Source organism: Kitasatospora sp. MY 5-36, from assembly GCF_001182915.1.
In the GTDB taxonomy this organism is placed as follows: Bacteria; Actinomycetota; Actinomycetes; order Streptomycetales; family Streptomycetaceae; genus Kitasatospora.
Window position 1 is genome coordinate 16,044 of record NZ_LFVW01000001.1, and the last position, 26,387, is coordinate 42,430.

At 73.1% G+C, this 26,387-nt stretch carries 24 protein-coding genes and 2 tRNA genes; 4 read left to right on the forward strand and 22 right to left on the reverse strand.

Going from position 1 to position 26,387, the window contains the following annotated elements:
* Nucleotides 1-18: 18 nt before the first annotated feature.
* From AE652_RS00070 to AE652_RS00080, 3 genes are all read right to left on the reverse strand, one after another.
* Complete coding sequence (locus AE652_RS00070; RefSeq protein WP_049648988.1) at nt 19-639, reverse strand: ATP-dependent Clp protease proteolytic subunit; 621 nt, start codon at nt 637-639, stop codon at nt 19-21.
* A 268-nt stretch (nt 640-907) separates the two neighbouring features.
* Nucleotides 908-2,299, reverse strand: coding sequence for a trigger factor (tig, locus tag AE652_RS00075; protein WP_049648954.1), 1,392 nt, complete (start codon nt 2,297-2,299; stop codon nt 908-910).
* A gap of 305 nt (nt 2,300-2,604) precedes the next feature.
* A tRNA-Pro gene (locus tag AE652_RS00080) sits at nt 2,605-2,678 on the reverse strand.
* A gap of 182 nt (nt 2,679-2,860) precedes the next feature.
* On the opposite strand from AE652_RS00080, the gene AE652_RS00085 reads away from it, so the two are divergent.
* Nucleotides 2,861-2,931, forward strand: a tRNA-Gly gene (locus AE652_RS00085).
* Nucleotides 2,932-3,038: 107 nt separating this feature from the next.
* On the opposite strand, the gene AE652_RS46015 is transcribed toward AE652_RS00085, so the two are convergent.
* Nucleotides 3,039-3,596, reverse strand: coding sequence for a hypothetical protein (locus AE652_RS46015; RefSeq protein WP_049648955.1), 558 nt, complete (start codon nt 3,594-3,596; stop codon nt 3,039-3,041).
* Nucleotides 3,597-3,785: 189 nt separating this feature from the next.
* On the opposite strand from AE652_RS46015, the gene AE652_RS44695 reads away from it, so the two are divergent.
* A complete protein-coding gene (locus tag AE652_RS44695) occupies nt 3,786-4,577 on the forward strand; it encodes a DUF6348 family protein (protein WP_143204453.1) in 792 nt (263 codons plus the stop codon).
* A 33-nt stretch (nt 4,578-4,610) separates the two neighbouring features.
* Here AE652_RS44695 and AE652_RS00100 read toward each other — a convergent pair whose 3' ends face one another.
* From AE652_RS00100 to AE652_RS00115, 4 genes are all read right to left on the reverse strand, one after another.
* Complete coding sequence (locus tag AE652_RS00100) at nt 4,611-4,808, reverse strand: hypothetical protein (protein ID WP_049648957.1); 198 nt, start codon at nt 4,806-4,808, stop codon at nt 4,611-4,613.
* 500 nt (nt 4,809-5,308) lie between these two features.
* On the reverse strand, nt 5,309-6,535 hold the full coding sequence (locus tag AE652_RS00105; protein ID WP_079271718.1) for a PP2C family protein-serine/threonine phosphatase: 1,227 nt from the start codon (nt 6,533-6,535) through the stop codon (nt 5,309-5,311).
* A 329-nt stretch (nt 6,536-6,864) separates the two neighbouring features.
* Nucleotides 6,865-7,350 carry a ribose-5-phosphate isomerase gene (locus tag AE652_RS00110; protein ID WP_049648958.1) on the reverse strand — a complete coding sequence of 162 codons (486 nt, stop codon included), beginning with the start codon at nt 7,348-7,350 and terminating at the stop codon, nt 6,865-6,867.
* A 79-nt stretch (nt 7,351-7,429) separates the two neighbouring features.
* Nucleotides 7,430-8,029, reverse strand: coding sequence for a biotin transporter BioY (locus AE652_RS00115; protein WP_049648959.1), 600 nt, complete (start codon nt 8,027-8,029; stop codon nt 7,430-7,432).
* 266 nt (nt 8,030-8,295) lie between these two features.
* On the opposite strand from AE652_RS00115, the gene AE652_RS00120 reads away from it, so the two are divergent.
* Complete coding sequence (locus AE652_RS00120; RefSeq protein WP_049648960.1) at nt 8,296-9,723, forward strand: amino acid permease; 1,428 nt, start codon at nt 8,296-8,298, stop codon at nt 9,721-9,723.
* Nucleotides 9,724-9,789: 66 nt separating this feature from the next.
* Here AE652_RS00120 and AE652_RS00125 read toward each other — a convergent pair whose 3' ends face one another.
* A complete protein-coding gene (locus AE652_RS00125; RefSeq protein WP_049648961.1) occupies nt 9,790-10,422 on the reverse strand; it encodes a DsbA family protein in 633 nt (210 codons plus the stop codon).
* A gap of 226 nt (nt 10,423-10,648) precedes the next feature.
* Here AE652_RS00125 and pepN point away from each other — a divergent pair, with 226 nt between their 5' ends.
* Nucleotides 10,649-13,213 carry an aminopeptidase N gene (pepN, locus tag AE652_RS00130; RefSeq protein ID WP_049648962.1) on the forward strand — a complete coding sequence of 855 codons (2,565 nt, stop codon included), beginning with the start codon at nt 10,649-10,651 and terminating at the stop codon, nt 13,211-13,213.
* Between the two features lie 140 nt (nt 13,214-13,353).
* Here pepN and AE652_RS00135 read toward each other — a convergent pair whose 3' ends face one another.
* The 13 genes from AE652_RS00135 to AE652_RS00195 all read right to left on the reverse strand — a co-directional run bounded on the left by AE652_RS00135 (nt 13,354) and on the right by AE652_RS00195 (nt 26,293).
* On the reverse strand, nt 13,354-13,653 hold the full coding sequence (locus AE652_RS00135; RefSeq protein ID WP_049648963.1) for a putative quinol monooxygenase: 300 nt from the start codon (nt 13,651-13,653) through the stop codon (nt 13,354-13,356).
* Nucleotides 13,653-14,618 (reverse strand): NAD-dependent epimerase/dehydratase family protein, encoded by a 966-nt coding sequence (locus AE652_RS00140; RefSeq protein ID WP_049648964.1) that lies wholly within the window; start codon nt 14,616-14,618, stop codon nt 13,653-13,655. The genes AE652_RS00135 and AE652_RS00140 overlap by 1 nt, the downstream gene beginning before the upstream one ends.
* Before the next feature lie 69 nt (nt 14,619-14,687).
* Nucleotides 14,688-15,944, reverse strand: coding sequence for an MFS transporter (locus AE652_RS00145; RefSeq protein WP_049648965.1), 1,257 nt, complete (start codon nt 15,942-15,944; stop codon nt 14,688-14,690).
* Complete coding sequence (locus AE652_RS00150) at nt 15,941-17,290, reverse strand: hydrolase (RefSeq protein WP_107086316.1); 1,350 nt, start codon at nt 17,288-17,290, stop codon at nt 15,941-15,943. The genes AE652_RS00145 and AE652_RS00150 overlap by 4 nt, the downstream gene beginning before the upstream one ends.
* Nucleotides 17,287-18,540: an ATP-grasp domain-containing protein gene (locus tag AE652_RS00155; protein WP_049648966.1), complete on the reverse strand. Its 1,254-nt coding sequence runs from the start codon at nt 18,538-18,540 to the stop codon at nt 17,287-17,289. The genes AE652_RS00150 and AE652_RS00155 overlap by 4 nt, the downstream gene beginning before the upstream one ends.
* A 78-nt stretch (nt 18,541-18,618) precedes the next feature.
* Nucleotides 18,619-19,569 (reverse strand): transketolase family protein, encoded by a 951-nt coding sequence (locus AE652_RS00160; RefSeq protein WP_049648967.1) that lies wholly within the window; start codon nt 19,567-19,569, stop codon nt 18,619-18,621.
* Nucleotides 19,566-20,384 (reverse strand): transketolase, encoded by an 819-nt coding sequence (locus AE652_RS00165; protein WP_049648968.1) that lies wholly within the window; start codon nt 20,382-20,384, stop codon nt 19,566-19,568. Before AE652_RS00165 ends, AE652_RS00160 begins: the two co-directional genes overlap by 4 nt.
* On the reverse strand, nt 20,381-22,234 hold the full coding sequence (locus AE652_RS00170) for a M20/M25/M40 family metallo-hydrolase (protein WP_049648969.1): 1,854 nt from the start codon (nt 22,232-22,234) through the stop codon (nt 20,381-20,383). Before AE652_RS00170 ends, AE652_RS00165 begins: the two co-directional genes overlap by 4 nt.
* On the reverse strand, nt 22,231-23,283 hold the full coding sequence (gene argC / locus AE652_RS00175) for an N-acetyl-gamma-glutamyl-phosphate reductase (RefSeq protein WP_049648970.1): 1,053 nt from the start codon (nt 23,281-23,283) through the stop codon (nt 22,231-22,233). The genes AE652_RS00170 and argC overlap by 4 nt, the downstream gene beginning before the upstream one ends.
* Nucleotides 23,276-24,595: a DegT/DnrJ/EryC1/StrS family aminotransferase gene (locus AE652_RS00180; protein ID WP_049648971.1), complete on the reverse strand. Its 1,320-nt coding sequence runs from the start codon at nt 24,593-24,595 to the stop codon at nt 23,276-23,278. Before AE652_RS00180 ends, argC begins: the two co-directional genes overlap by 8 nt.
* A complete protein-coding gene (locus AE652_RS00185) occupies nt 24,595-25,224 on the reverse strand; it encodes a DegT/DnrJ/EryC1/StrS family aminotransferase (RefSeq protein ID WP_049648972.1) in 630 nt (209 codons plus the stop codon). Before AE652_RS00185 ends, AE652_RS00180 begins: the two co-directional genes overlap by 1 nt.
* A 14-nt stretch (nt 25,225-25,238) precedes the next feature.
* Nucleotides 25,239-26,108, reverse strand: a complete 870-nt coding sequence (locus tag AE652_RS00190) for a RimK family alpha-L-glutamate ligase (protein ID WP_049648973.1) — start codon at nt 26,106-26,108, stop codon at nt 25,239-25,241.
* A complete protein-coding gene (locus AE652_RS00195) occupies nt 26,105-26,293 on the reverse strand; it encodes a lysine biosynthesis protein LysW (RefSeq protein ID WP_049648974.1) in 189 nt (62 codons plus the stop codon). Before AE652_RS00195 ends, AE652_RS00190 begins: the two co-directional genes overlap by 4 nt.
* Between the last annotated feature and the right edge of the window lie 94 nt (nt 26,294-26,387).

Below are 26,387 nucleotides of genomic sequence, written 5' to 3' on the forward strand. Positions count from 1 at the left end.
CGCGGGCCGGGCCGAGGCTCAGGCAGCGCCCGTGCCGCCGCCGCCGGGGACGTCCGCGGCGCTGTGCATGATCGCGTCGATGAGGCCGTACTCCAGGGCCTCCTCCGGGGTGAACCAGCGGTCGCGGTCGGAGTCGGCGGTGATCTGCTCGAAGGACTGGCCGCTGTGGTGCGCGATCAGCTCGGACATCCGCTTCTTGGTGCGGAGCAGCTGCTCGGCCTGGATCCGGATGTCGGTGGCGGAACCGCCGAGGCCCGCGGAGGGCTGGTGCATCAGGATCGTGGAGTTCGGCAGCGAGAAGCGCTTGCCCGGGGCGCCCGCGGTGAGCAGGAACTGGCCCATCGAGGCCGCCATGCCCATCGCGATGGTGACGACGTCGTTCTTGATGTACTGCATGGTGTCGTAGATCGCCATGCCGGCCGAGATCGAGCCGCCCGGGGAGTTGATGTAGAGGAAGATGTCCTTCTCCGGGTCCGCGGCCAGCAGCAGCAGCTGCGCGGTGATCTTGTTGGCGATGTCGTCGTCCACCGCCTGGCCGAGGAAGATGATCCGCTCGTTGAGCAACCGGTTGTAGACCTGGTCGCCAAGGCCGCCGAGCACGTCACCAGCGGCGGCGTGCGGTGCCATCGGGCCAGGCATCTGCATCTGCGGGAACGTCACTTAGCCACCTGCTCAGTCGATTTGGACGGTCGCTCCACGGCCGTCGCGGTGTCGCACAGCTTCCGGGTATCACGTCGTGATTGTTGCTGTCCAAGGACCCTAACGCGCAGGCCCGGCCGCAGAATCCCTCACGCAGAACTGTTCGCTGTGAGCGCAGGGTCGCGGCGGCCGCCGGGCCGGACGACAGCGGGCCCGGACACCGTACGGCGTCCGGGCCCGCTGCGGCCGGAAGGGGCTACCGGGGCGCTCAGGCCTCGGTCTTCTCCTCGGCGGCGGTCTCCTCGGCGGCGGCCTCGACGGTCTCGGCCGTCTCGTCCTCGTCGTCGAAGTTGACCTCGTTGCCCTCGGTGTCGACGACCTTGGCGGCCTCGACCACGGTGGCCAGCGCCTTGCCGCGGGCGACCTCGCCGACCAGCAGCGGAACCTGGCCGCCCTGGACGACCTGCTGCGCGAACTGGTCCGGGGTCAGGCCCGAGCCGGCGGCGCGGCGGATGAGGTGCTCGGTGAGCTCCTCCTGGTTAACACCCAGCTCCTCGTTGGCGACGATCTGGTCCAGGACGAACTGGGTCTTGATGCCCTTCTTCGCCTGCTCCTCGATCTCCGCGTCCCACTCCTCGCGGGTCTTGCCCTGGGTCTCCAGGTACGCGTCGATGGTGAGGCCCATCGGCTGGAGCTGGTGGTGCTCCACGTTGTGCTTGCGGGTCTCGACCTCGTCCTTGAGAAGCTTCTCGGGGTACTCGATCTCAACCAGCGCGAGCAGCGCGTCCAGGACCTTCTCCTGGGCCTGGGTGGCCTGGTCGTACTCCTTCATGCGCTCCAGGCGCTTGCGGGAGTCGGCGCGCAGGTCCTCCAGGGTGTCGAACTCGCTGGCCAGCTGGGCGAACTCGTCGTCCAGCTCGGGCAGCTCCTTCTCCTGGACGGCGGTGACGGTGACGGAGACCTCGGAGGTCTTGCCCGCCTGGGTGCCACCCTTGAGCTCGGTCTCGAAGGTCTTCTCCTCGCCGGCCGACAGGCCGATGACGGCCTCGTCGATGCCGTCGATCAGACGGCCCGAGCCGATCTCGTAGCTGACGCCGTTGGCGGTGCCGTCCTCCGGCACCTCGCCGTCGACCTTGGCCACCAGGTCGACGACCACGATGTCACCGGCGGCGGCGGCGCGCTCGACGTCCTTGACCGAGGAGAAGCGCTCGCGCAGCTGCTCCAGCGACTTCTCGATGTCCTCGTCGGAGACGGCGATCGGGTCGACGGTCACCTCGATGGAGGAGAACTCCGGCAGGGTGACCTCGGGACGAACGTCCACCTCGGCGGTGAACTTCAGGTCGCCGCCATCGGCGATCTTCTCGACACCCTCGATGTTGGTGATGTCGGGCTGTCCGAGGACCTCGATCTTGCCCTCGTCGACGGCCTGCGTGTAGAAGCGCGGCAGGGCGTCGTTGACGGCCTCCTCCAGCACGGCGCCACGGCCGAAGCGCTGGTCGATGACCCGGTTCGGGATCTTGCCCTTGCGGAAGCCCGGGACCGAGACCTGCTGGTTGATCTTCTTGTACGCCGCGTCGAGGCTGGGCTTGAGCTCCTCGAAGGGCACCTCGACGGTGAGTCGAACCCGGGTCGGGTTCAGAGTCTCGACGGCGCTCTTCACGGTTAGGTCTCCTAGGGGCTTGCGGTCAGGTTGTCTCCGCCCGTCCCCGTCGTCCGGACGGAGCCGGAAGGGGGGTCGGACGAGACGGGCGATGGGCGGTTGGAGCTGCATCTCCCGTGGGGTGGACGGTGAGCTTGACTCCTCGCCCTCGTGCGGTTGACCTGGGTTGACGCCACAGGGACTACCGCCAGCGCCCCATCCTACCGGTACCACCAAAGGCGGACGCCAGGCGCCACCGTACCGCCGTCCGGGAGCGCCGAGACAGAACAGGGCCCCGCCCCTACGGACGAGACCCTGCCGCACTGTCGGGGTGACCGGATTCGAACCGACGGCCTTCCGCTCCCAAAGCGGACGCGCTACCAAACTGCGCCACACCCCGTGGTGCCGAGAGGAAGCGTACACGCCGGGCCTGGGCGGCTCGCCGACACAATCCGCCCGGGCGCGACGCGGGATATACCGCGCGGGCGCGCAGGGGGTGTGCGCGATCCGGTGTGCACGCGGGCGGCCGGACCAGGTAGGCTGTCCCCCGAACTTCCGGCCGGTGACGGCTGGGAAGGTCGTGCGGGCGTAGCTCAATGGTAGAGCCCTAGTCTTCCAAACTAGTCACGCGAGTTCGATTCTCGTCGCCCGCTCTCCGGTCCGGCCCCGGTGTGCCCAGCACACCGGGGCCGTCGACGTTTTCCCGCCCGGAAAGCCCCCGGAGGCGTCGCGGGGGCCACCCGGAGGCATCGCGGGGGCCTCAGAGCCCGAGCCGGGCGGCCCGGGCCGCGGCCCGGTCCAGCAGCTGGTGGACGTCGCCCTCCCGGGTGGTCGGGCGGTCGTTGTACTCGTCCGGGGAGCGCGCCGGGCGGCCGGTGGCGTGCAGCACCTCCATCAGCTGGACCCGGGCGGTGCGCACGGTGGCCGGGGTGCCGTAGCCGTGCGCCAGGACGGCGGCCTGCGCGCCGAGCAGGCAGACCCGGCCGGCCTCGTCCCACATCGCGCCCTGGAGCCAGCCGTGCGCCCCGATGTAGCGGGAGGCGAGCCTGAGGTGGTCGGCCGCCGCGACCGGGACGGGCCGGGCGGGCCGGCCCAGCGCCCGGTCGAGCAGGGTGGCCCGGGGCTCGGGGTGGCCGGCCTGCCAGGGCCGCACGGTGCTGCCGTACGGGCAGACGTACGGCACCGGGGTGCGCGCGGGGGCGGGCAGCGAGGCGAGGTAGGCCTCGATCTCGGCGACCAGTCCGGAGTCCGCGGGGCCGAACGGCGGCGGACCGGGGGCGAGGAGGACGGGCGGGGGCGGAGCGGTACTGCGGGGCATGCGGGTCCTCCGGGCGGACGGCCTTCAGGTTCCGCTGCCCAAAGTGGGGCATGCCGGACATTTCCGCGACCGGAGGGCCGCGGGGTCCGCACGGTTTCCCGGTGGGCTGCCAGGCCGATAGCCTCGGCGGCGTTCGAGCGGAGTTCGAGCGCGACCTCATCCGCGCGCTCCCGAGGTGGAGGAGTCCCGGTGGGTCCTCAGGAGCGGCTGGCCGTCATACAGCGCTGTGTGGTCCGCGAGATGGCGCGGCTGGGCCAGGTGTTCCGCCCGGACGGCGAGGTGGTCCGCGGCCCCGGCACCACGGCGGTGGCGGTCCGCGAGCACCCCGGGGACGACGGCGCCGGGCACGTGGACCTCGGCTTCGTGCTGCACCTGGGCCGGGCGGACGCCCCGGTGGTGTGGGACTGCGCGGCCGGCCTCGGCAAGACCGAGGAGGAGAAGCTCGCCAACGCGGTGAAGATGTGGGCGACCACCACCGCCCCGGTGCTGGTCGAGTTCGCGGAGGGCCGCGGGGTGCACGCCGACCGCCCGGCCCTGCCCGAACTCCCGGGCTGGCGGGCGGTGCAGGGGCCGGCCGCGGTGTTCGGCTTCGGCAACGAGCACCTGGCGGGCTGGCTGGCCGAGCACCGGGTGCTGCCGGCGCTCGCGCCCGCGCTGCGCGCGGAGTTGACCGGGACCGGGCCGGTGGGCGTCAAGCTCTTCCTGGGCGGCAAGGCGGGGGACGACGTCGCCGAGGTCCGGGTGGGCGGCGAGGTGTCGGAGGCGGCCTCGGCGGCGCTGCGCGCGCTGGACTGGCCGCGGGGTGAACGGCTGTGCTGGGCCCGGCTGTTCGTCCTGCTGACGGCCGAGCCGGCGGCGTCGGGGCAGCACACGTCGGCGGGTGCCGTGGCACCCGCACCGATGCGTGTCCCGGCCCCGGCGGCCGCGCGCCCCCGGGGACTGTTCGCTCGCTGGCGGGAAGCCAGACGGGCCGGCCGGTAGCCCCGCGGCGGGGATGCGGACGGCCCGGCCGGATCAGCCTCCGGTGATGCCGGAGATGCTGTGCGCGAGGTTGGCCAGCAGGGAGTTGATGGAGGTCGCGACCGTGGTCTCGTGCAGCATGAAGCCGAACAGGGCGGCGACGATCGCGTGCGGGATCTTCATCTGCTTGTTGCGGATGAAGATGATGCACAGGATCGCGAACAGGACCAGTGCGGAGACGGAGAGTGCCACCCGGACTCACTTCCTCGTTTTCATAGCGTGGTGCCGCCGCCCGGCGGCACCTGCGAAAGCCGGACCCCGGCCTGTCCGACGGTCCCGAGGCGGAATCGCGGACCGTCCGGCACACCGCCGGTGAGGGAGCCCGCGGTCGACCGCTGTCTGTCGTGCCGCACGTGACGCCCCCTATCCCCCGAATCCTGAACAGTCCCGCCCGGACTCAGTGTGGTCGACCGTGCCGATTGCGTAAAGGTCTGAAAGTCAGCCCAACGCCGATATCCTGCGATGCGAGACGAGTTTCCGCCGACCGGGACGATAGCGGAGCCGTCCTGACGAATCGTCGGCGGGGCCGTGCTGAGCGGCCGGGAAACCGTCGGGGGCGGGTAACGGAAGCCAGTGGTCCGGTCAGTCGACGGGGCGTCCGATTTGGCTGAAGATCAGCTGCCAGGCTTGACAGCCGCGGCTGCCTCCGGCATGTGCCCCGGCAGCGGGGGCCGGGCGGGCGTCGGCGGGCGTCAGTCGCGCCAGAGCAGCAGCACGGCGCGGTCGTCGTTGATGTCCCGGGCGACCGTCTCGATCAGCGCGCCCGCGGCGCCCGCGCCCGTGCCGGGTCCGCCGCCGGGCACCAGCCGGTCCGCCTCCCCCATCAGCCGGTCCATGCCCTCCCCGAGGTCCCGGCCCGGCGCCTCGACCATGCCGTCGGTGCACAGCATCAGCACGTCGCCCCGGTTCAGCCGGCCGCGCACGCCCTCGAACTTGGCGCCGTCGTAGATCCCCAGCAGCGGGCCCTCGGCCTGCTTCACCTCCCAGCGCCCCTCCCCGGCCAGCCGCTGCATGCCCGGCAGGTGCCCGGCCGAGAGCAGCTCGTACTCGCCGGTGTCCAGGTCCAGCACCAGGTGGACGGCGGTGGCGAAGCCCTCCTCCCAGGACTGGCGCAGCAGGTAGCCGTTGGCGGCGGGCAGGAAGTCGTGCGCGGGCAGCGAGCCGACCAGGCCGCCGAAGGCGCCGGAGAGCAGCAGGGCGCGGGAGCCGGCGTCCATGCCCTTGCCGGAGACGTCCGCGAGGACCACCTCCAGCAGCCGCTGGCCGGGGCCGGTGCGCGCGGCGACCACGAAGTCGCCCGAGAAGGACTGGCCGCCGGCCGGGCGCAGCGCCATGTCCGCGTGCCAGCCGTCCGGCAGCTCGGGCACCCGGCTCTGCACCCGCAGCCGCTCGCGCAGGTCGAACAGCATGGTGGAGCCGCCCCACCAGGGCACGCCGACCCGGGCCCGGAACTGGGCGAGCAGCAGGCCGCCCACGCCGGCGGCGCCGACCACCAGGGCCGCGCCCGGGGTCACCCCGTAGAGGTACGCCTCGGGGTTGTTGCTGGCGACCCGCTGGCCGGTGTGGATCACGGACTCGGAGGAGAGGCCGAGGGCGGCCAGCGCGTAGAGCACCACCAGGCTGCCGGGGCGCAGCAGCAGGGCGCCGGCCAGGATCGGCAGGACCAGGGAGGTGGGCGGGGCCCAGCCGGGGATCCAGATGTTGAGCATGATCAGCAGCGGGACGAGCAGGGCGAGCGCGCAGAGCACCGGCCAGTCGGCGGCGCCGCCGCGGAAGTAGTCCACCCCGGCCGTGCGCAGCCTTCGGCGGACCCGGCGGAGCCTCTTGCGCAACCGGGCCGTCACGGACTCGGACGCCGGGGCGGCGCCGGGCCTCGTCGCAGTCGTCTGGGGCGGTGTGCCCGGCGCTCTGCCAGCCATGGGGTCCGACCCTATCCACGGGCACCGCCCGGCGTCGACGGGACGGGGGCGGGCGGTGGTGCCGGAGTGCGGGGCGTCCACCGGGTTTCGGCCGATCGGAACGGTTGCGGGCGTGCCGTCAGGAGGCCTGCGCGGGTTGGGCGTACGAACCGTGCGGGCGGCGCGTGCGCCCCGCGCGCGGGGATTCCGGCGCGCGGGGGCCTGTGGCCGATCCCACAGGCGGCGCGGGGCCGTTCCGGGCGCGTCACGCGCTTCCGGGGGCCCGGAGACGGCGGCGGCCGGTCGCACGGGAGCGTGCGGCCGGCCGCCGGAGAGGGTGGGTGGCGGGATCAGCCCTGCGGGTGGTGGGCCGGGATCGGCGGGAGCTCGCCGGTGGTCTCGTACTCGCTCAGCATCTCGATCCGGCGGGTGTGCCGGGCCTCGCCGCTGTAGGGGGTCTTGAGGAAGACCTCGACGAAGCCGGTGGCCTCCTCGACCGTGTGCATGCGGCCGCCGATGGAGATCACGTTGGCGTTGTTGTGCTGACGGCCGAGCTCGGCGGTCTGCGCGCTCCAGGCCAGCGCGGCCCGGACGCCCTTGACCTTGTTGGCGGCGATCGCCTCGCCGTTGCCCGAGCCGCCGATGACGATGCCCAGGGCGTCCTCGTCGGCGGCGGTGCGCTCGGCGGCGCGCAGGCAGAACGGCGGGTAGTCGTCCTCGGCGTCGTAGATGTGCGGCCCGCAGTCGACCGGCTCGTGGCCGGCCCCCTTGAGCCACTCCACGAGGTGGTTCTTCAGTTCGTATCCGGCATGGTCTGAGCCCAGGTACACGCGCATGCCATGAGTGTGGCATGCGCGTGCGCCCGGGCCCGACAACGGGGGCGCCGGCGGGGAGCGGTCGGCGCGGCGGGGGTGGTCAGCGCCGGCCGAGCAGCTTCCAGGCCAGCGGCAGGGCGCCGGCGGCGAGGGCGGCCTTGAGGGCGTCGCCGACCAGGTACGGGTAGAGGCCGAGCTCGGCGGCGCGGGCGAGCGGGACGTGCAGCGACAGGGCGAGGTACGGGACGCCGACCGCGTAGATGGCGAGGCTGCCGAGGACCATGGTGACGGCGGTGTCGACCGGGGTGCGGTCGGCGCCGCGGCGGGCCAGCGCACCGGTCAGGGCGGCGGCGACGACGAAGCCGAGCACGTAGCCGAAGGTCGGGAACGCCCAGCCGGTGGCGCCGCCGGTGAACCAGGGCAGGCCCGCCATGCCGGCCAGCAGGTACAGCACCAGCGAGGCGGCGCCGCGGCGGGTGCCGAGCGCGGTGCCGACCAGCAGGGCGGCGAAGGTCTGGCCGGTGACCGGGACCGGCGAGCCGGGGACGTTGACCGACAGCTGGGCGGCCACGCCGGTCAGCGCGGCGCCGCCGGCCACCAGGGCCAGGTCGCGGGCCTGGGCGCCGAGGCGGGTGGAGGCGGCGGGCAGCAGGTCGGCGAGGACGGCGCGGCGCGGTATCGGGGTGGTGGCAGTGGCCATCGGGGCTCCTCCGTGAGAGTCCAGGTGAGTGAACACCTGTGAACCTACGCGGTGATCCACTGGGCGAACGGCACGGTTTCGGACAAACCCCCGCCCTCGGGCGTTGTCGGAACCGGCTCGGGACAACCCCTGGTCACAACATGATCACTTTGGGTTTCGGCATGGTCCGCATACTGGGCCCGAACCGATCATCTTTGGCATGGACAGCGGCGGCGCCGGATATTGGACAGCTCATGTCGCATACCGCACAGTCTGGAACCACCCCTATGGCCCCCACTTCCGCCCCTCCGGCGCCCGGGACCCCCGACGGCACCCGACCGGCCGCGGCCCCGGCGCCGGGTGGCCAGCAGCTCACCCACGGCCTGAAGCAGCGCCACCTGTCCATGATCGCCCTCGGCGGCGTGATCGGCGCCGGCCTCTTCGTCGGCTCCGGCACCGGCATCGCGGCCGCCGGCCCGGCGATCATCCTGGCGTTCGTGCTCTCCGGCCTCCTGGTCATGCTGATCATGCGGATGCTCGGTGAGATGTCCGCCGCCCGCCCCGCCTCCGGCTCGTTCTCGGTGCACGCCGAGAAGGAGATCGGCCCCTGGGCCGGGATCACGGCCGGCTGGATGTACTGGGTGATGCTCTGCTGCGGCGTCGCCGCCGAGGCCACCGCCGCCGGGAAGATCGTCAACGGCTGGATACCCGGCGTCTCCGCCTGGGTCTGGGTCGCCCTGTTCATGGCCTTCTTCTGCGCCAGCAACCTCACCGCGGTGAAGAACTTCGGCGAGTTCGAGTTCTGGTTCGCCGCCATCAAGATCACCGCGATCATCGCCTTCCTGGTCCTCGGCGGGCTCGGCATCGCCGGGGTGATCGGCCCCGGCGCCCCCGGCGCGCACAACCTCACCGGCGAGGGCGGCTTCCTGCCCAACGGCGTCAGCGGGCTGATCGTCGGCCTGCTCGCCTCGGTCTTCGCGTACGGCGGTCTGGAGACCGTGACCATCGCCGCCGCCGAGTCCGACGACCCCAAGAAGAACGTCGCCAACGCCGTGCGCACCGCGGTGTGGCGGATCGCGATCTTCTACATCGGCTCGATGGCCCTGGTGGTCACCCTGGTCTCCTGGAAGGACCCGAAGGTCGTCGCGGACGGCCCGTACGTCACCGTGCTGAGCCACCTCGGGGTGCCCGCCGCCGGACTGATCATGCAGGTGGTGGTGCTGGTCGCGCTGCTGTCCGCGATGAACGCCAACATCTACGGCGCCTCCCGGATGGCGTACTCGCTGGTCGGCCGCGGCCAGGGCCCCAAGGCGCTGGCCAAGGTCGGCGGCGGGGTGCCGCGCAGAGCCGTCCTGGCCTCCTGTCTGTTCGGCTTCGGCGCCGTGCTGGCCGCCAAGTTCTGGCCGGACACCGTGTTCACCTGGCTGATGAACACCACCGGCGTGGCGATCCTGGTGGTCTGGCTGTTCATCTGCGTGGTCCAGCTGCGGATGCGCCGCCGGCTGGAGCGCGAGGCCCCCGAGCTGCTCACCGTGAAGATGTGGGGCTACCCGTACCTGACCTGGATCGCGATGGCCGCCGTGGCCGGCATCCTCGCCCTGATGACCACCACCGACGGCAACCGCCAGCAGCTGTACGCGGCCGGCGTGCTGGTCGCGGCGCTCACCGTCGCCGGGCTGCTCAAGCAGCGCCGGGACGCCGCCGCGCTCCGCTGACCTCCCCGCGCACGCGGCAGGGCCCGGTACCGAGCGGTACCGGGCCCTGCCGCGTGTCCGGCGCCGTTACTCGAAGGACGGGCCGGCCGTACGGGTGCGCTTGATCTCGTAGAAGCCCGGGGTGGAGGCCACCAGCAGGGTGCCGTCCCACAGCCGGGCCGCGGCCTCGCCCTTCGGGGCGGGGGTGACCACCGGGCCGAAGAAGGCCACCCGCTCGCCGTCCGCGCCCTCGACCGCGATCACCGGGGTGCCGACGTCCTCGCCGACCAGGGTGATGCCCTCCTGGTGCGAGGCGCGCAGGGCCTCGTCGTACGCGTCCGTGTCGGCCGCGCCGGCCAGCTCGGCGGGCAGGCCCGCGGCCACCAGGGCGGCCTCGACGGTCTCCCGGTTCTGCGGCAGGCCCTGGTTGTGGAAGCGCACGCCCAGCTCCGTGTAGAGCCGTCCGAGCACCTCCGGCCCGTGCTGCTCGGCGGCGGCGACGCAGACCCGCACCGCGCCCCAGGCGTTGTCCAGCAGCTCCCGGTAGTTCTCCGGGAGGTCCCGGTGCTCGTTGAGCACCGACAGGCTCATCACGTGCCAGCGCACGTCGACCGGACGCACCTGCTGGACCTCGATCAGCCAGCGGGAGGTCATCCACGCCCACGGACAGGCCGGGTCGAACCAGAAGTCGGCGGTCTTGCGCTCAGCGGCAGTCGTCACTGCGGGTGCCCTTCGTGAGGTGGTCCGGGACACGGAGGAGTTCCGCCCCGGGAACGCCAACACCCGCCCCGCACCGCTGATTCCGGTGCGAACGCGGCGGCCTGTGCAATGGTACTGACGCCGCGGGGCGTGAAAGGATGACCCCGCGTGCGCGGGGCACACCCCGCGCCGAGACCGCACCACCCACAGGCGCACCACCGTGCGAGCCGGACAAAGGAGTACCGCCGTGCCGGGCAAGAACCTCAGCCGCGACGAGGCGCAGCAGCGGGCCAGCATCCTGGCCGTGGACGGCTACCAGGTCCGGCTGGACGTGACCTCGGCCCCGGACCGGGAGGCCGGCACCTTCCGCTCCACCACCACCGTCACCTTCCGCTGCTCCCAGCCCGGTGCGGACACCTTCCTCGACCTGCTCGCCCCCGCCGTCCGCTCGGTCACCCTCAACGGCCGCGCCCTCGACCCGGCCACCGCCTACGACGGCGCCCGGGTGCACGTCGACGGCCTGGCCGCCGAGAACGTGCTGACCGTCGAGGCGGACTGCGCCTACAGCCGCACCGGCGAGGGCCTGCACCGCTTCGTCGACCCGGTGGACGGCGAGACCTACCTCTACACCCACTACGAGCCGGCCGACGCCCGCCGGGTGTTCGCGAACTTCGAGCAGCCCGACCTGAAGGCCCCGTTCACCTTCACCGTGACCGCCCCGGCCGCCTGGGACGTGCGCTCCAACGCCCCGCACGAGGACGTCACCGAGCAGGACGGCGCCCGCACCTGGGAGTTCGCGCCGACCAGGCCGATCTCCACCTACCTCACCGCCGTCGTCGCCGGCCCGTACCACGTCGCCCGCGACCACTACCGCCGCGAACTGGCCGACGGCACCGCGCTGGAGATCCCGCTCTCCGCGATGTGCCGCAAGTCGCTGGCCCCGTACTTCGACGCGGACGAGATCCTCGGCGTCACCAAGCTCGGACTCGACTTCTTCCACGAGCAGTTCGACTACCCGTACCCCTTCGGCAAGTACGACCAGGCCTTCGTCCCCGAGTACAACATCGGCGCGATGGAGAACCCCGGCTGCGTCACCTTCCGCGAGGAGTACGTCTTCCGCTCGAAGGTCACCGACGCCGCGTACGAGGCCCGGGCCAACGTCATCCTGCACGAGATGGCGCACATGTGGTTCGGCGACCTGGTCACCATGCGCTGGTGGGACGACCTGTGGCTGAAGGAGTCCTTCGCCGACTTCATGGGCTCCTACGGCCTGATCGGCGCCCGCACCCGCTACTCCTCGGCCTGGGTCACCTTCGCCAACCAGCGCAAGGCCTGGGCCTACCGGCAGGACCAGTTCCCCACCACCCACCCGATCACCGCGGACATCCGGGACCTGGAGGACGCCAAGCTCAACTTCGACGGGATCACCTACGCCAAGGGCGCCTCCGTCCTCAAGCAGCTGGTGGCGTACGTCGGTTCGGAGGCGTTCTTCGAGGGCGCCCGCCGCTACTTCAAGCGCCACGCCTTCGGCAACACCGAGCTGGGCGACCTGCTGGAGGTGCTGGAGGAGACCAGCGGCCGCGACCTCAAGGCCTGGGCCGCCGCCTGGCTGCAGACCTCCGGGGTCAACGCGCTCACCCCGCAGGTCACCACCGACGCCGAGGGCCGGATCACCGAGCTGGCCGTGCTCCAGGACGGCGACGTGCTGCGCCCGCACCGGATCGCGGTCGGCCTGTACGACCGGGACGCGGACGGCGCCCTGGTGCGCACCGGGCGGATCGAGCTGGACGTCACCGGCGCCCGGACCGTCGTCACCGAGGCCGCCGGCCTGCCCCGCCCGGCGCTGGTGCTGCTCAACGACGACGACCTGACCTACTGCAAGATCCGCTTCGACGAGGAGTCGCTGGAGAACCTGCGGGCCGGCCTCGGCGAGATCCGCGACGAGCTGGCCCGGGCGCTGACCTGGTCCGCGGTCTGGAACCTCACCCGGGACGGCCTGATGCCGGCCCGCGACTACGTCGCCCTGGTGCTGCGCTTCGCCGGCCAGGAGGGCAACATCGGCGTGCTCCAGTCGCTGCACGCCCAGGCCAAGACCGCCGTCGACCTGTACGCCGACCCGGCCTGGCGCGGCGAGGGCGGCCGGCTGCTCGCCGACGGCGCCCTGCGCGAGCTGCGCGAGGCCGTCCCCGGCAGCGACCACCAGCTGGCCTGGGCCCGCTTCCTCGCCCAGACCGCGGGCGGCGCCGAGCACCTCGGCCTGGTCCGCGGCCTGCTGTCCGGCAGCGCCCGGATCGACGGCCTGGAGGTCGACCAGGACCTGCGCTGGTCGCTGTGGCTGGCGCTGGCCGCGGCCGGCCAGGCCGCCGACGAGGAGCTCGACGCCGAGCTGGCCGCCGACAACACCGCGAGCGGCAAGCGGCACCACACCCAGTGCCTGGCCGCCCGGCCCACCGCGGAGGCCAAGGCCGCCGCCTGGTCGGCCGTCATCGACTCGGACGAGCTGCCGAGCGCCCTGGTCGAGGCCAACACCGGGGGCTTCTCGATCCCCTCCCAGCGCGACCTGACGGCCCTCTACGCGGCGCCGTACTTCAAGCTGCTGGAGCGGGTCTGGGCCGACCGGACCATCGAGATCGCGATCCGGATCGTCGGCGGCTTCTTCCCGCTCGCCCAGGCCTCCGAGCAGACCCTGGCCGAGGCCGACGGCTGGCTGGCCGGGCACCCGCAGGCCGCGCCGGCGCTGCGCCGCCTGGTGCTGGAGCGCCGGGACGACCTGGCCCGCGCGCTGCGGGCGCAGGCCTGCGACCGGATCTGACGGGCCGCCGTACGCCGCACCGACCGCGCCGCGACAGCCGTACGCGGTAAAGGCCGTGGGCCCCGGCCCGCTCCTGGAAACCAGGGGCGGGCCGGGGCCCACGGCCGTTCTCCGGCGCGGCCGGTGCACTCAGCCGGTGCTCAGCCGGCGCTCACGGAGACCGGAACGCTGGGGTGCACCTCGCGCTCGACCCGCGGCAGGATGTCCGGGATGTAGACCTTCTGGATCGCGTCGCCGCCGTCGTGCGCCTCCCAGGCCTCCCGGGTCGCCCAGCGCTCCACCAGGACGAAGCGGCCCGGGTCGTCCTGCGAGTGGTACGCCTCCCAGCTGACGCAGCCGTCCTCGGCGAGGCACAGCGGCCGCATCCGGGCCAGGGCGTCGGCGACCGCCGGGACGCCGTCCGGCTCGGTGACCCTGACGATGACGATGAGGTCGAACATCACTGCTCCTTGGCGGTGGTGGGATCGGTGTCGGCGGCGGCGGCCCGGCCGAGCGCGGGCAGCCACTCGGCGATGGGGGTGAACCGGTAGCCGAGCGAGGCGGCCCGGTCGGCCGACATCGCGAAGTCGGCCGGGCAGGAGAACGGGGACAGGTCGGGGTCGCCCGCCGGGTCCTCCTTCTCGATGACCTGGGCCGTCAGCCCGGTCGCCCCCTCCACCGAGGCAACGACATCGTAGACGTCGGCGGTGTCCGGGGAGGCCACGTTGACCGCGCCGGTCACCTCGTTCACGGCCGCCCAGGCGAGGAAGCCGGCCGCGTCCTCGGCCCGCACCAGCGAGGTCCGGCCCGGCCCGGCGTGGGCCACGATCGGCCGCCCGTCCCGGATCCGGTCGACGTGGAAGCGGTAGCGGCCGGTGAAGTCGCCCTCCTCGGCCAGCACGTGGGCCACCCGGGCCAGCAGCACCGGTACCCGGGCGCGGTCGGTCACCGCGGCCTCGGCCTGGCGCTTGCCCTCGCCGTAGTTGGCCTCCAGGTAGTCGTCGTCCTGCCAGGGCAGGGTGAGGTCGTACGGGTAGCCGGCCGGGTCGAGCTCCTCCTCGCGGGCGAGCGCGCCGAACTCCGGTGCGGCGACCGGCCCGCGGAAGGTGTCCCGGTTGTAGACCTCGATGGTGCTGGTCAGCACCAGCTTCCCGGCCCGGTCCCCGAAGGCCTCGCAGGCCTCCACGGCGGCGTTGGGGGTGTAGCACATCTGGTGCACCACGGCGTCGAACCGCTCCCCGGCGACCGCCTCGGCCAGCTCGCCGGGACGGTTGACGTCCGCGCGCAGCCGCCGGACGGAGTCCCCGAACGGGTCCGGGGTCCGGCCGCGGGTGACGAGGGTGACGCGGTGGCCGGCCGCCAGCAGCCGGCGCACCAGCAGCTTGCCGAAGTAGCGGGTCCCGCCGATGACGCAAATGTCTGCCATCTGCTCTTTCCTGTCTCTTTCTCTCTCGTTCCGTCCGCGGCCCCGCGACGCGCGACCGCTCGGGTTCTGTCAGGCGGACGCGGCGCCCACGGCGTCCGAGGTGCCCGCCTCCGCCTCCTGGGCCGCCGCGGCCTCGGTGCCCTCCGCCCGGCCCACCAGGCAGACCACCGCGCAGCCGGCGGCCACCACCGCGTCGACGTACCAGTTCGCGCCCGGCACCCCGGCGGAGCGCGACAGGTCGAACAGCACACCGGCGAGCACCGAGCCGGCCATGTTCCCGGCGCTGCGGAAGAAGTGCATCGCCCCCATCGCCTTGGCGAGTTGGCGCTCGGGGACCTTGCGGGCGATCCACATGTCGAAGGACGGCACGAAGAGGATCTCGCCCAGCACCACCGTCAGTGCCCCGACCACCACCCAGGCCGCGCCGCGCCCCGCGCCGAGGGCGGTGAACGCCACCGTCATGCCGGTGAGGCCGATCGCCATCACCACGGCCGGGCTGAACCGGCCGATCAGGAACTTGAACACCGGGTACTGGAGCACCAGGATGCTCAGCCCGGTGATCCAGAACGGCGAGGACGGCGCCCACTGCGGCACGTACCGCTCCATGTGCAGCGGGATGCCGACGATGAAGCCGATCGACAGGAACCAGAACACCGCCGACAGCAGGAAGTAGCGGGTGGCGCCCCGGATGTCGATGCCCTTGAACACCGCGGTGGAGAACAGCGGCTTGCGGGCCGCCGCCCCGCCCCCGGGCTCCACCGGCGCCGGGGGCTGGAAGCCGTCCCGGGGGATGAAGGACGAGGCCGCCAGGCAGAACGCGAGGAAGATCGCGAACACCACCGAGAACAGGGTGCGCAGTTCGACGTCGGCGAGCACGGCGCCCAGCATGGCGCCGCCGAACACGCCCACCTGACCGGCCATCTGGAAGGTCGAGAAGGCCTTGGGGCGCTCGTCGTCGGGGTAGGAGGCGAGGACGTTCTTCAGGCCGGGGAAGGAGGTGCCGGAGCCGAAGCCGATGAAGAAGGCGAGCACGGCGTAGACCAGCACCCCGGTGCCGAAGCCCATCAGGCCCAGCGCCACCGCCTCCAGGGCGGTACCGAGGAAGACCGCACCGCGGATGCCGATGCGCAGCGCCACGCCCTCGTAGAAGAAGGTGGCGAGCAGCCGCCCGACGTACGTCATGGCCATCACGACGCCGGCCCAGAAGCCGCTGTCCACCCCGCCGAGCGAGGCCACCAGCACGGGGAACCAGATGTAGCTGCCGGTGTTGGCGAGCAGGATGCCGGCGTTGACGCCGATCAGCGCCCGCTTGCGGTCGACGGTCACAGGGCCGCCCCCTCCTTCGTGTCGTGCGTCGTCGTGCCGGCCGCCGCGGCGGCGCGGAGCCCGGCGATGGCCCGGGCGACCGCCTGGCGGTCGATCGGTGTCCCCCGCACGACGGTGGCGGTGGGCAGCGCGGAGAGCGGCCGGCCCGGGGCGTGCAGGTTGTAGGTGGCCGGCGCCCCGACGCTGATCGGGTGGGCGGCGCCGGACTCGCCGCGCAGCTCGTCGAAGTAGCGCCGGCCGCCGACGGTGGCCTGGTGGCGCAGCGCGTCGGCGAGCGAGGGGTCGTCCCCGCGCAGCAGGTCGAGCTCGCCGAGCAGGGAGTAGCCGTGGTAGGCACCGGTGTTGCCCGAGTCGGTGCCGACCAGCAGGTTGCCCTCGCGCAGCGCGGCCAGCGCGTTGCGGCGCATGTCGCCCAGCGCGCCGGTTCGGGTCTCCTGGAGGCCGTAGGTGATCCCGTACGGCTGCTCCAGGCCGCGGACGGCGTCCAGGTTGCGGACGTCCTGGGTCTCGGCGAAGCCCTCGCGGCCGTACGCGGCGAGGAAGTCGTCGGCCGTCATGACCATCGGGCGCAGCCCGGAGAGGGTGGAGACGAACCGGGCGCCGGCCAGGTCCTTCCACTCGGCGTCGCCGAGGGTGCGGTCGCGGACGGTGTGGGCGAAGAGCCGGAAGCCGCAGTCGTAGGCCCAGCGGGTCTCCTCCAGGGTGTTGCAGTCGATCACCGCGGTGATGCCGCGCTCGGCGGCGATCCGCGCGGTGAACCGCAGCACCCGCTCCGACAGCCGGGAGAAGCGCACCTTGGAGCCCGGCTGCTCGGTGCCGTCGGTGAACATGACCTTGAGGAAGGTCGCGCCGCGCTCGGCGTTGTTGCGCAGCGCCTGGTCGAGGTCGGCCTCGACCGCGAGCATGTACACCGGGGTCGGGAACTCCACGCCGTGGCCGGAGAGGCCCGCCGCGTTGGTCATCGCCGTCACCGCGTAGCCGCAGTGGACCAGTTCGGGGTACGGCAGGTCCGAAGCGGCCCGGCCGGCCTCCCAGGCGTCGGCCACCATCGGGTAGCCGAACATGTCCACCACGTGGGTGACGCCGTGGTAGAGGTACTGGAGGGCGATGATCCGCGGGTCCTCGGCGGTGTCGTCGAAGTTGGCGGGCAGGGCGATGTGGGCGTGGGTCTCGGTGTAGCCGGGCCACAGCTCCGGCTCCTCGCCGCGACGGGTGCCCGAGGGCTCGATCCGGGTGAAGACCCCGTCCTCGACGGTCACGTCGAACAGCGCCTCGGCGTCCAGGGCGGGGACGGCCACGCCCGACAGTACGGCGGGCCGCCGCTGCTCGGGGGTGGCCGCGCTCACCGGGCCACCTCGACCGACAGGCGCAGGTCGATGCGGTCCAGGCCGTCCTGGCAGCGCTTGGCGGCCTCGTCCCGGTCGCCGCCGGTGAAGATGATGTGGCCGATCCAGTCGAAGTTGCTGCGGGACAGCCGGTTCACGGCCGTGCCGGGCTTCTTGTAGCCGAGGGCGCTGTGGAAGCCGGGCAGGTCGGTGAGGGCGTCGAAGCCGATCGCCTCGACCGTCCCGGCGACCGGGGAGCCGAACCAGTGGCCGCTGGCCGTGGTCTCGCGGGGGAAGGCCAGCTCGGGCCGCTCGCCGAGGGCCTGGCGGATGACCTCCAGGTACGGGTCCACGCCGGAGGTGATCTCCATCAGGGTCGGCACGATCCCGCCGGCCAGGCGGCCGTTGACCTCGCACAGCACCGGGCCGTCCGGGCCGAGCAGCCACTCGGTGTGGATGAAGCCGAAGTCCACGCCGAGCCCGTTCAGCACGGCGGTGGTGGCGGCGAACAGCTCCTCCTGGAGCGGGTGGCCGCTGAAGTAGGTGAGGCCCATCTCGATGAAGTACGGGAACCCGCTGAGCGAGCGGTCGGTCAGGCCGAGGTTGACCACCTCTCCCCCGGCGAGCACGCAGGACTCGACGGAGATCAGCTCGCCGGTGACGAACTCCTCGATGACGATCTCCGGGATGCGCACGACGCCGCGCCCGTAGTCGGCGACCTGGGCCAGCTCGGCGAGGTACTCGCGCAGGTCCGCCTCGTCCTTGAGGTGCAGGACGTGGAGGCTGGCGGTGCCGTCGGAGGGCTTGGCCACGCAGGGGAAGCCGACCTCGCGGACGGCGGCCTCCACCTCGGCCGGGTCGGTGGCCACCGCGAAGCGCGGCTGGCGGATGCCGGTGCCGGCCAGGGTGGTGCGGGTCAGGTGCTTGTGCCGGGCGTTGCGGGCGCCGTCGACGCTCATGCCGGGCAGGCCGAGCGCCTCGGCGACGGCGGCGGTGTGCACGGTGTGGTACTCGCTGTACGTGGTGACGCCGTGGATCGGCTTGGCCTCGTGCAGCCGCCGCGCCAGGTCGGTCAGCTCGTCGAGGGAGAAGGCCTGCTCGCTCTTGACGACCTGGCAGTTCGGGTGGGCGTAGGCGGCCTCGGTCAGCGGCGAGACGCTGAGGTAGAAGTCGGGGTCGACCGAGACCAGGGTGACGTCGTGGCCCAGTTCCAGGGCGTTCGCGATACCGGCGATCCCGTTCGGGTTGCACTCGATCATGAGGATGTGCATGGCTGTGCTCCTTGTCGGACTGTGGCGGATCAGGGGATGACGGGGGGCGGGGGCGCGGCGGACGCGGGCCCCGGCGGCTCAGCGGACGCAGGCTCCGGAGGCGGCCGGCAGCCGGCCGGCGCCGCCGGCCCGGGCCACCGCGGCGAGCACGGCGGGCAGCGTGAGCCCGACCGCGGCCATGACCTCCTCGTGGTCGCCGCCGGTGGACGGCCAGGTCAGGTCCGCGCTCGCCGCGGTGACCTCGCACCCGGGCATCAGCAGCGCGAGGGCCTCGGCCGCCCCGCCCTGGGCGCGGTGCTCCTCGACCACGACGAACCGCCGGTGGTGGCGGGAGAGTTCGGCCGCGGCGCGGGCCAGGTTCGGGTGGTCCAGGTAGACCAGGTGGGCGTGGCCGGTGCCGGGGCGGGCCTCCCGCGCGGCCAGCGCCAGTCGGGTGCCCTCCTCGCCGACCGACACCAGGCAGACCTCGCCCGGCTCGGCCCGGGACTCCCAGGTGACCAGCGGCGCCCGCTCGCCCTCCCGGTCGAGCGAGCGGTACTGGGCGTTGCGCCCGGTGCGGATGTAGTGCGGCCGGCCGGAGCGCACGGCCTCGCGGACCACCGCGCGCATCTCCGCCTCCCCGTAGGGGGCGGCGATGACCACGCCCGGGATGCTGCGCAGGACGGCGAGGTCCTCCAGGCAGTGGTGGGTGGTGCCGAACCAGGCGCCGGAGACGCCCGCGTACGGCGCCACCACGGTGACCCCGGCGTTCAGGTAGCCCAGCGTCAGCTTGAGGCTCTCCGCCGCGCGCAGCGCCGCGAAGGGCGCGAAGGTGCTGACGAAGGGCTTGTACCCGCCCGCGGCGAGGCCCGCCGCCATGTCGACCATGGCGCCCTCGGCGATGCCGAGGTTGAAGAAGCGGTCGGGGTGGGCGGCCTGGAACGGGTGGCCCTTGCCGCCGAGGTCCGCCTCCAGGCAGAGGATGGTGTCGTCCTCGGCGGCGAGCCCGGTCAGCTCGTCGCGGTAGGCGTCACGGCCCGAGAGGGTCATCGGATCGCTCGCTTCCACTTGGCGGCGCGCGTGGCGTCGATGGTCACGTAGTGGGAGCCGGCCTTGCCCTCCACGGCGGGCACGCCCTTCCCCTTGACGGTGTTCGCGATGACGGCCAGCGGCCTGCGGGCCCCGGCCCGGTCCCCGGCGAGCAGCCCGGTGAGCGCCGCCAGGTCGTGCCCGTCGGTCTCGGCGACCTCGAACCCGAAGGCGGCGAACCGCTCGGCGAGCCGGGGCAGCGGCGAGATGTCGGCCACCATGCCGTCGTTCTGGCCGCCGTTGCGGTCGACCACCAGCACGAAGTTGCCCAGCTCCTGGGCCACCGCGACCTGGCAGGTCTCCCAGACCAGGCCCTCCTGGAGCTCGCCGTCGCCGGCGACGGCGATACCGAGTCCGCTCCGGCCGCCGATCCGGCGGGCCATCGCCCAGCCGGCGGCGTACGGGACGCCGTGGCCGAGGCTCCCGGTGGGGAAGCGCACGCCCGGGACCTTGGGGCCCGGGTGGCCGGTGAACGGCTCGCCCGCCAGGCCGTAGCGCGGTGTCGGGTCCTCCGGGAGGACGCCGCTGACGTGCAGGGCCGCGTAGAGCCCGGCGGCGGCGTGGCCCTTGCTGAGCACGACCTCCGTGCCGTCCCCGGCCGAGGCCCGGTGCAGCGCGGCGATCAGGATGTCCAGGACGGACAGGCTGCCGCCGAGGTGGCAGCCGCGCGGCCCGGCGGCCATGTCGACCACCAGCCGGCGGGCCCGTACGGCCCGGTCGGCCAGGGTGGCCAGCAGGTCGTCCCCGGTCTGCGGCGGGGCGAGCAGGGTGCTCATCGACGGCTCCCCTCGGGCAGGGCGAACCACCGGTTGACGGCGTCCGCGAGCAGCGAGCGGGCGGTGCGGTACTCCATGGCGCCGATCCGCTCCTCGTCGGTGTGGTCCAGCGAGGAGTCGCCGGGGCCGTACGCGACCATCGGCACGTCCCGCCAGGTGGTGGCCAGGGTGTTCATGTCCGAGGTGCCCTTCTTCACGACGAAGCGGGGCCGGATGCCGGTGTCCGCGAAGGCCCGGCTGAAGACCTTGACCAGGGAGCTGGAGCGGCCTCCGACGTACCCGGGGGTGGCCCGCAGCACCTCGATCTCCACCCCGGGCCGGACCTGGTCGAGCGCCGCTGAGCGCAGCGCGTCGAGGTCGGCCGTGGGCGGCACCCGGAAGTTGAGGATCCCGGTGGCGTGGTGGTGCTCGCGCCCGGTCCGGCTGCTGATCTCGATGACCGCGCTCAGCGCGTCGGTCGCGTGGGCCAGCACGGCCGTCCGGATGCCGCCGAGCGCCTCGATCAGCAGGTCGGGGGCGGAGACCGCGTCCTGTCCGGCCGAGTGGCCGCTGGACACCGAGGCGGTCACCTTGAGCTTGAAGAGCCCGAAGTAGCCGAGCGTCAGCTTCTCCGAACCGCTGGGCTCGCCGATGACGACCGCGTCGGCCGGGTAGTGGTCGCGGACGTGGAACGCGCCCTTGGAGGAGGAGATCTCCTCCTCCACCGCGCCGACCACGCACAGCTGGCCGTCCTCCGGGATGTCCGCGTGCGCGAGCACCTCCAGGAAGTTGGCCAGGCAGCCCTTGGCGTCCACGCTGCCGCGGCCCCACAGTTCGCCCTCGCGCCACTCGGCCGGCCAGCGGTGCGGCACGGTGTCGAGGTGGCCGAGGAGGAGCAGCCGCCGGGGCCCGATGCCGCGGCTGGCGACGAGGTTGCCCGCCTCGTCGACGGCGGCGTCCATGCCGCGCTCGCGACACCACTCGGCCAGCAGGGTGGCGAGTTCGGCCTCGTCGCCGGAGACCGAGGGCACCGAGACCACCCGGGTCAGCAGGCTCAGGTCGGCGGAGGGCTCGCGCACCCGCCAGAACCTGGTCCAGTTGGCCGGCTCGGACATGGTGTGCGGCCCGGTGATGGCCACGTCGGCGCTGCCCTCCAGGGCGATCTCGGCCGCGCGGACCTTCTGCCGCATGCGCCCCGCGGCGTACCGCGCTCCGTCGCCCGGGTAGGCGTCGGCCAGCGTGGAGCGCGGGTCGTCCTTGTCCGTCAGCAGTCCGGCGGTGCCGGTGACCAGCCGCAGGTGGTCGGCGTCCAGCGCGTTGGCGAGGACCGCCGCGAGCACGTCGGCGTCCACGTTGAGCGGGGCGCCGCCGTCCGGGTCGGCGACCGGCGCGGACAGGCAGACCAGGTCGTACGTGTCGAGCAGGGCGTTCAGCCGGGCGGTGTCCACCTGGGCGGGCACGCCGGCCCGGTGGTCGCGGACCACGATCGGCCGGCCCTCGGCGGACAGCGCCTTGAGCGGCCGGTTGGCCCGGCCGGTCACCAGGGCGCCGCGCGCCGCGACGGCGGTGAAGACGCCGAGCCCGAGGGCCCGGGCCTCCCGCTCCACGGCGGGCAGGGTGACCCGCTCGTAGGCGTCGACCAGGTGGGTCATCTCCTCGGGCGGGCAGTAGCGCACCTCGTCGCCGTTGGCGAGCCGCAGCTGCGGCATCGGGCGGGCGATCGCGCGGTAGTGGGCCTCGATGCCGGTGGCACCGCCGGCGACCAGGAGCACCCGGGCGCCCCGGGCCACCAGGTCGGCCAGCTCCTTGTGGATCGTGCCGTGGTCGAGCGTGGCGCTGCCGACCTTGATCACGTACAGCGGACGGCTCACGGCGACACCGCCGTGGTGGGCAGTCCGGTCGTCTCGTCCAGGCCGGAGATCAGGTTCATCGCCTGGATCGCCTGGCCGGCCGCGCCCTTGACCAGGTTGTCCAGGGCCGCCACCGCGACGCACTGGTCGCCGCGCACCGCGACCGCCACCTCGGCGACGTTCGAGCCGACGACCGCCTTGAGCATCGGGAAGTCCTGCGCCGCCTTGGGGGCCGGCCGGACCCGGACGAAGGGCTTGCCGAGGTACGCCTTGGCGTAGGCCCGCTTGACGTCCAACGCCGTGACGCCGTCCCGCAGTTCGGTGTACGCGGTGACCATGATGCCGCGCGACACGTCCAGGCTGTGGGTGGAGAACCGCAGGTCCACGGCGGCGCCGGTCAGGTCGGCGATCGCCTGCTGGACCTCCGGGGCGTGCCGGTGCCCGTGCAGCTTGTGCACCCGGATGTTGCCGCTGCGCTCGGCGTGCGGCTCGCCGCCGCCGCGACCGCTCCCGGTGGAGCCGGTCTTGGCGTCGACCACGACCCGGTCGGTCGCGAGCGAGGCGGCGAACATCGGGTAGAGCGCGTAGATGGTGGTGACGGCCATGCAGCCGGGCAGGCTGATGAACCGCTCCTGCGGGACCTCGGGGCTCAACTCCGGTATGTAGTAGGCGAAATCCTCGCTCGGAGGGTTCGCGGCCGTCCTCGGGTAGTGGGTGCGGACGTCGTCGCCGTCGCGGAGCCGGAAGTCGCCGCCCAGGTTGAGCACCCGCTTGGCGTTGTCGGCGATCAGCGGCAGCTGCTCCGGCAGGGTGCCGGTCGGCAGGCAGCCGAAGGCGACGTCGACGGGGCCGGCCTCGGCGAGCTGCGCCAGCGGCCGGAGCGTCAGCGAGCCGGCCCTGGGGTGGTTGCGCAGCCACGGGTGGACGCTGCCCACCGTGGCACCGGCGTTGCGCTCCGCGGAGAGGAACGCGAGCTCCACCCCGGGGTGTTCGAGCAGCAGCCGGATGACCTCGCCACCGGTGTAGCCGCTCGCGCCGATGACGGCGACGCGGATCTTCTGGTCAGCCAAGGCGGGCCGCCTTCTCCCACGGACGGCGGTAGTCGCCGCTCTCGACGAGCTTGCGGATGGCGTCCGGGCGCCGGGCGACCTTCCGGAAGGCGTCCGCGTAGCGCAGGATCCGCTCGTACTCGACCGGGGAGCGCAGCTCGCGGCAGAGCACCAGGGTGCTGTCGAGCATGCCCAGGGTGACCGGGAAGTCCTCCGGGCGGTGGTCGCGCACGGCGTCCGGGTTGAGCGAGAACGGGTAGCCGTTGCCGAAGCCGTCGCGGTGCCGGAACGGCAGGTGGCACGGGATCGGGGTGTTCTGCCACTCGCGGGCCGGCACGCCCTCGGCGACCAGCAGCTCGTGCACCGCCTCCTTGACGGCGTGCACCGGCAGGTCCTCCAGGCCGACGGCCTCCGGGTGCAGGGTGGTCCGGTACATGTTGTACGCGTGCACGTGCCCGTCCGGGACGTGCGGCGGCGTGAACAGGCCGGTCCCCGCCAGGGCCTCGCCGAGCAGGGCGGCGTTGCGGGCCCGGATCTCGTCGTAGTACGGCAGCCGGGCCAGCTGGCTGGTGCCGAAGGCGGCGGCCACCCAGGACATGCCGTAGTCGATGGCGTGGCGCTCCAGGTAGGCGACCGCCCGGCCGTACGCCTCCTCGGTGGCGTAGAAGGCGATGCCGCCCTCGCCGCCGAGCGGGAAGTTCTTGTCGGCCATCAGGCTCTGGCCGGCGGCGTCGCCGAAGGAGCCGGCCACCCGGTCGCCGATCTTCGCGGAGTGGGCGTGCGAGGCGTCCTCGACGAGGGCGATGCCGTGCTGGTCGGCCAAGGCGCGCAGGGCCGGCACGTCGGCGGGCAGGCCGTGGACGTGCACCGGCATGAGCGCCCTGGTCCGGGGGGTGATCGCGGCGGCCGCGGCCCGCGGGTCCATGCAGTAGGTGTCCGGGTCGATGTCGACGAACACCGGGATCGCGTGGGCGGCGACCACGGCCTGCGCGGTGGCGATGAAGGTGAACGCCGGGACGATCACCTCGTCACCGGGCTGCACGCCAGCGCCGACCAGGGCCATGTGCAGGCTGGAGGTGCCGCTGGCGGTGGGCAGGGCGTACTCGGCGCCGACGTAGGCGCGGTACGCCTCGGCGAAGTCGGCCACGACCTTGTCGGACGACTGCCGCTGGGCGAGCATCAGGTTGAAGACGTCTTCCTTGGTGATGATCGGGAAGAGCGTGCGGCGCTGGGCCTTGGGGATCATCGCGCCGCCGCCGAGGGCGGCGAGCTCGTCGGCGAGGTCGGCTTCGGTGGGCAGGGGCAGGGGCGAGTTCGGGAAGTCGGTGATCATCAGCGTGCTCCGGAGCTTGCGGCGGCGGGGCGAGCCGCGTGGGTCAGGGCCATCCGTACGCAACCGGCCACCAGGGGGCTCAGCCGGTAGTTGAACTGCACCCCCGGCACCAGGTCCTCGTCGGCCTCCTGCTGGGTCCACATGGTGCGCAGGTCGTAGGCGCCGAAGATCTTCAGCCGCTCGGCCCGGGCCCAGAGCCGCTCGTCGTCGGTGAGCACGGCGGCGGCCGGGCCGAAGCCGAGCCCGCTCAGGTCCACCACCAGCGCGGGGGCGGTGGCTTCGGCGGTCAGCTCGTCCAGCCGGCCGGCGTTCTCGGGGGTCAGCGAGACGAGGTCGAAGGCGGCCGGGGCCTGCCCCTCGACGGTGACGCCGAGCCAGGCCAGGAAGGCCGTGGTGGCCTCGTCCGGCCCGGCCAGGGCGACGGTGTCGCCGTGGCCGATGCCCTGGCCGGCCAGGGCCGCGTGCAGGGCCCCGGTCCGGCTGTTCAGCAGGACGGCCTTGGCCCGGCCGGTCCGCTTGGTCAGCAGCCGCTCCAGGGCGGGCAGTTCACGGTCGCTCTTCTCGATGCTCATGACCACGCCCGAGGTGAGCACGCGGGCGAGCACCGTCGCGGTGTCGAACAGTTCCATGGTTCCTCTCCGGGTCACACGGCCGCGGCCGTCAGCTGCCCCGCCACGTAGGAGGCGAGGTGGCCGGCGACGTTCACTCCGTGCAGGGCGGAGGAGCGGGCGAATTCGGGGTTGGCGTTCACTTCCAGGACGAGCAGGTCACCGGTGGTCCGGTCCTCCACCAGGTCGACCCCGTAGAAGCCGGGGCCGAGCACGTCGACGATCTGGACGCAGAGCTTCTCCATCTCCGGGGTGATGTCGACGCGCCGCACCTCGGCGCCGAGGTGGGTGTTGGTGCGCCAGTCGTCCGAGACCCGTTGGATCGCCACGACCGGGGTGGTCCCGACGACGACCACGCGCAGGTCGTGGCCGGGCTTGTCGATGTACTCCTGCACGATGACGGGGAAGAGCTTCCCCGCGGCGTCGACGGACTCGCGCCCGGCGGCCCAGGCCTCCAGGCACGCGGCGTCCGCGAGCTTGGTGACACCGCGCCCCCAGGAGCCGCTGACCGGCTTGACCACCGCCGGCATGCCCAGCTCGGCGACGATCGCGCGCACCTGGTCGTAGCTGAAGGCGTGCCGGGTGTGCGGGTGGGGGATGCCGTGCCGGGCGAAGAGCAGGGCCTGCAGGCCCTTGTCGTTGCAGGTCTCGATGGTCGACGCCCGGTTGAGCGTGGTGATCCCGGCGTGTTCCAGGCGGCACGAGACGCTGATCGCGTCCCGGTGCGAGAGGTTGCGGATCAGGGCCAGGGCCGGCGGGTCGGTACGACCCGCCACCACGTCGGCCAGATCCTCCATGAGCAGTGGAGTCGCCGTCAGACCCTCCCCGCGCAACGCCCCGAGGAGGAGTTTCTCCTCGGGGCGCAGCATGGTGGCCGACAGCAGGACGCGGCCGGAGGAGGTCACTCGCCCCAGTCCTCTTCCACCTCGGGGGCCAGGTCGAGGCGGACGCCGGCCTCGGACTTCTCGACGACCTCGTGCTCCTGGCCGCAGGCCGCGCACTCGGTCACCTCGCCCCGCTCCCAGGCCTCGTCGACCTCGAAGTCGGTGTCGCACACCAGGCATTTCGGTACGGCAATCGCAGCGGTCATTTCTCTCTCCTTCTGAATGTCGGCGCGCCGATATCCGCGAAACGTGATTCGCAGCACTCCCGCAGGTCGGCGGATCGGCGCTACTGTCCAGGGG

Excerpts from the sequence above, each read along its gene's own strand:
- AE652_RS00070 (WP_049648988.1), bottom strand. The coding sequence starts at position 639 with ATGCCTGGCCCGATGGCACCGCACGCCGCCGCTGGTGACGTGCTCGGC.
- AE652_RS46015 (WP_049648955.1), bottom strand. The coding sequence starts at position 3,596 with ATGCCCCGCAGTACCGCTCCGCCCCCGCCCGTCCTCCTCGCCCCCGGT.
- AE652_RS00105 (WP_079271718.1), bottom strand. The coding sequence starts at position 6,535 with ATGGCTGGCAGAGCGCCGGGCACACCGCCCCAGACGACTGCGACGAGG.
- AE652_RS00110 (WP_049648958.1), bottom strand. The coding sequence starts at position 7,350 with ATGCGCGTGTACCTGGGCTCAGACCATGCCGGATACGAACTGAAGAAC.
- AE652_RS00115 (WP_049648959.1), bottom strand. The coding sequence starts at position 8,029 with ATGGCCACTGCCACCACCCCGATACCGCGCCGCGCCGTCCTCGCCGAC.
- AE652_RS00120 (WP_049648960.1), top strand. The coding sequence starts at position 8,296 with ATGGCCCCCACTTCCGCCCCTCCGGCGCCCGGGACCCCCGACGGCACC.
- AE652_RS00135 (WP_049648963.1), bottom strand. The coding sequence starts at position 13,653 with ATGTTCGACCTCATCGTCATCGTCAGGGTCACCGAGCCGGACGGCGTC.
- AE652_RS00140 (WP_049648964.1), bottom strand. The coding sequence starts at position 14,618 with ATGGCAGACATTTGCGTCATCGGCGGGACCCGCTACTTCGGCAAGCTG.
- AE652_RS00155 (WP_049648966.1), bottom strand. The coding sequence starts at position 18,540 with ATGCACATCCTCATGATCGAGTGCAACCCGAACGGGATCGCCGGTATC.
- AE652_RS00160 (WP_049648967.1), bottom strand. The coding sequence starts at position 19,569 with ATGACCCTCTCGGGCCGTGACGCCTACCGCGACGAGCTGACCGGGCTC.
- AE652_RS00165 (WP_049648968.1), bottom strand. The coding sequence starts at position 20,384 with ATGAGCACCCTGCTCGCCCCGCCGCAGACCGGGGACGACCTGCTGGCC.
- AE652_RS00180 (WP_049648971.1), bottom strand. The coding sequence starts at position 24,595 with ATGATCACCGACTTCCCGAACTCGCCCCTGCCCCTGCCCACCGAAGCC.
- AE652_RS00185 (WP_049648972.1), bottom strand. The coding sequence starts at position 25,224 with ATGGAACTGTTCGACACCGCGACGGTGCTCGCCCGCGTGCTCACCTCG.
- AE652_RS00195 (WP_049648974.1), bottom strand. The coding sequence starts at position 26,293 with ATGACCGCTGCGATTGCCGTACCGAAATGCCTGGTGTGCGACACCGAC.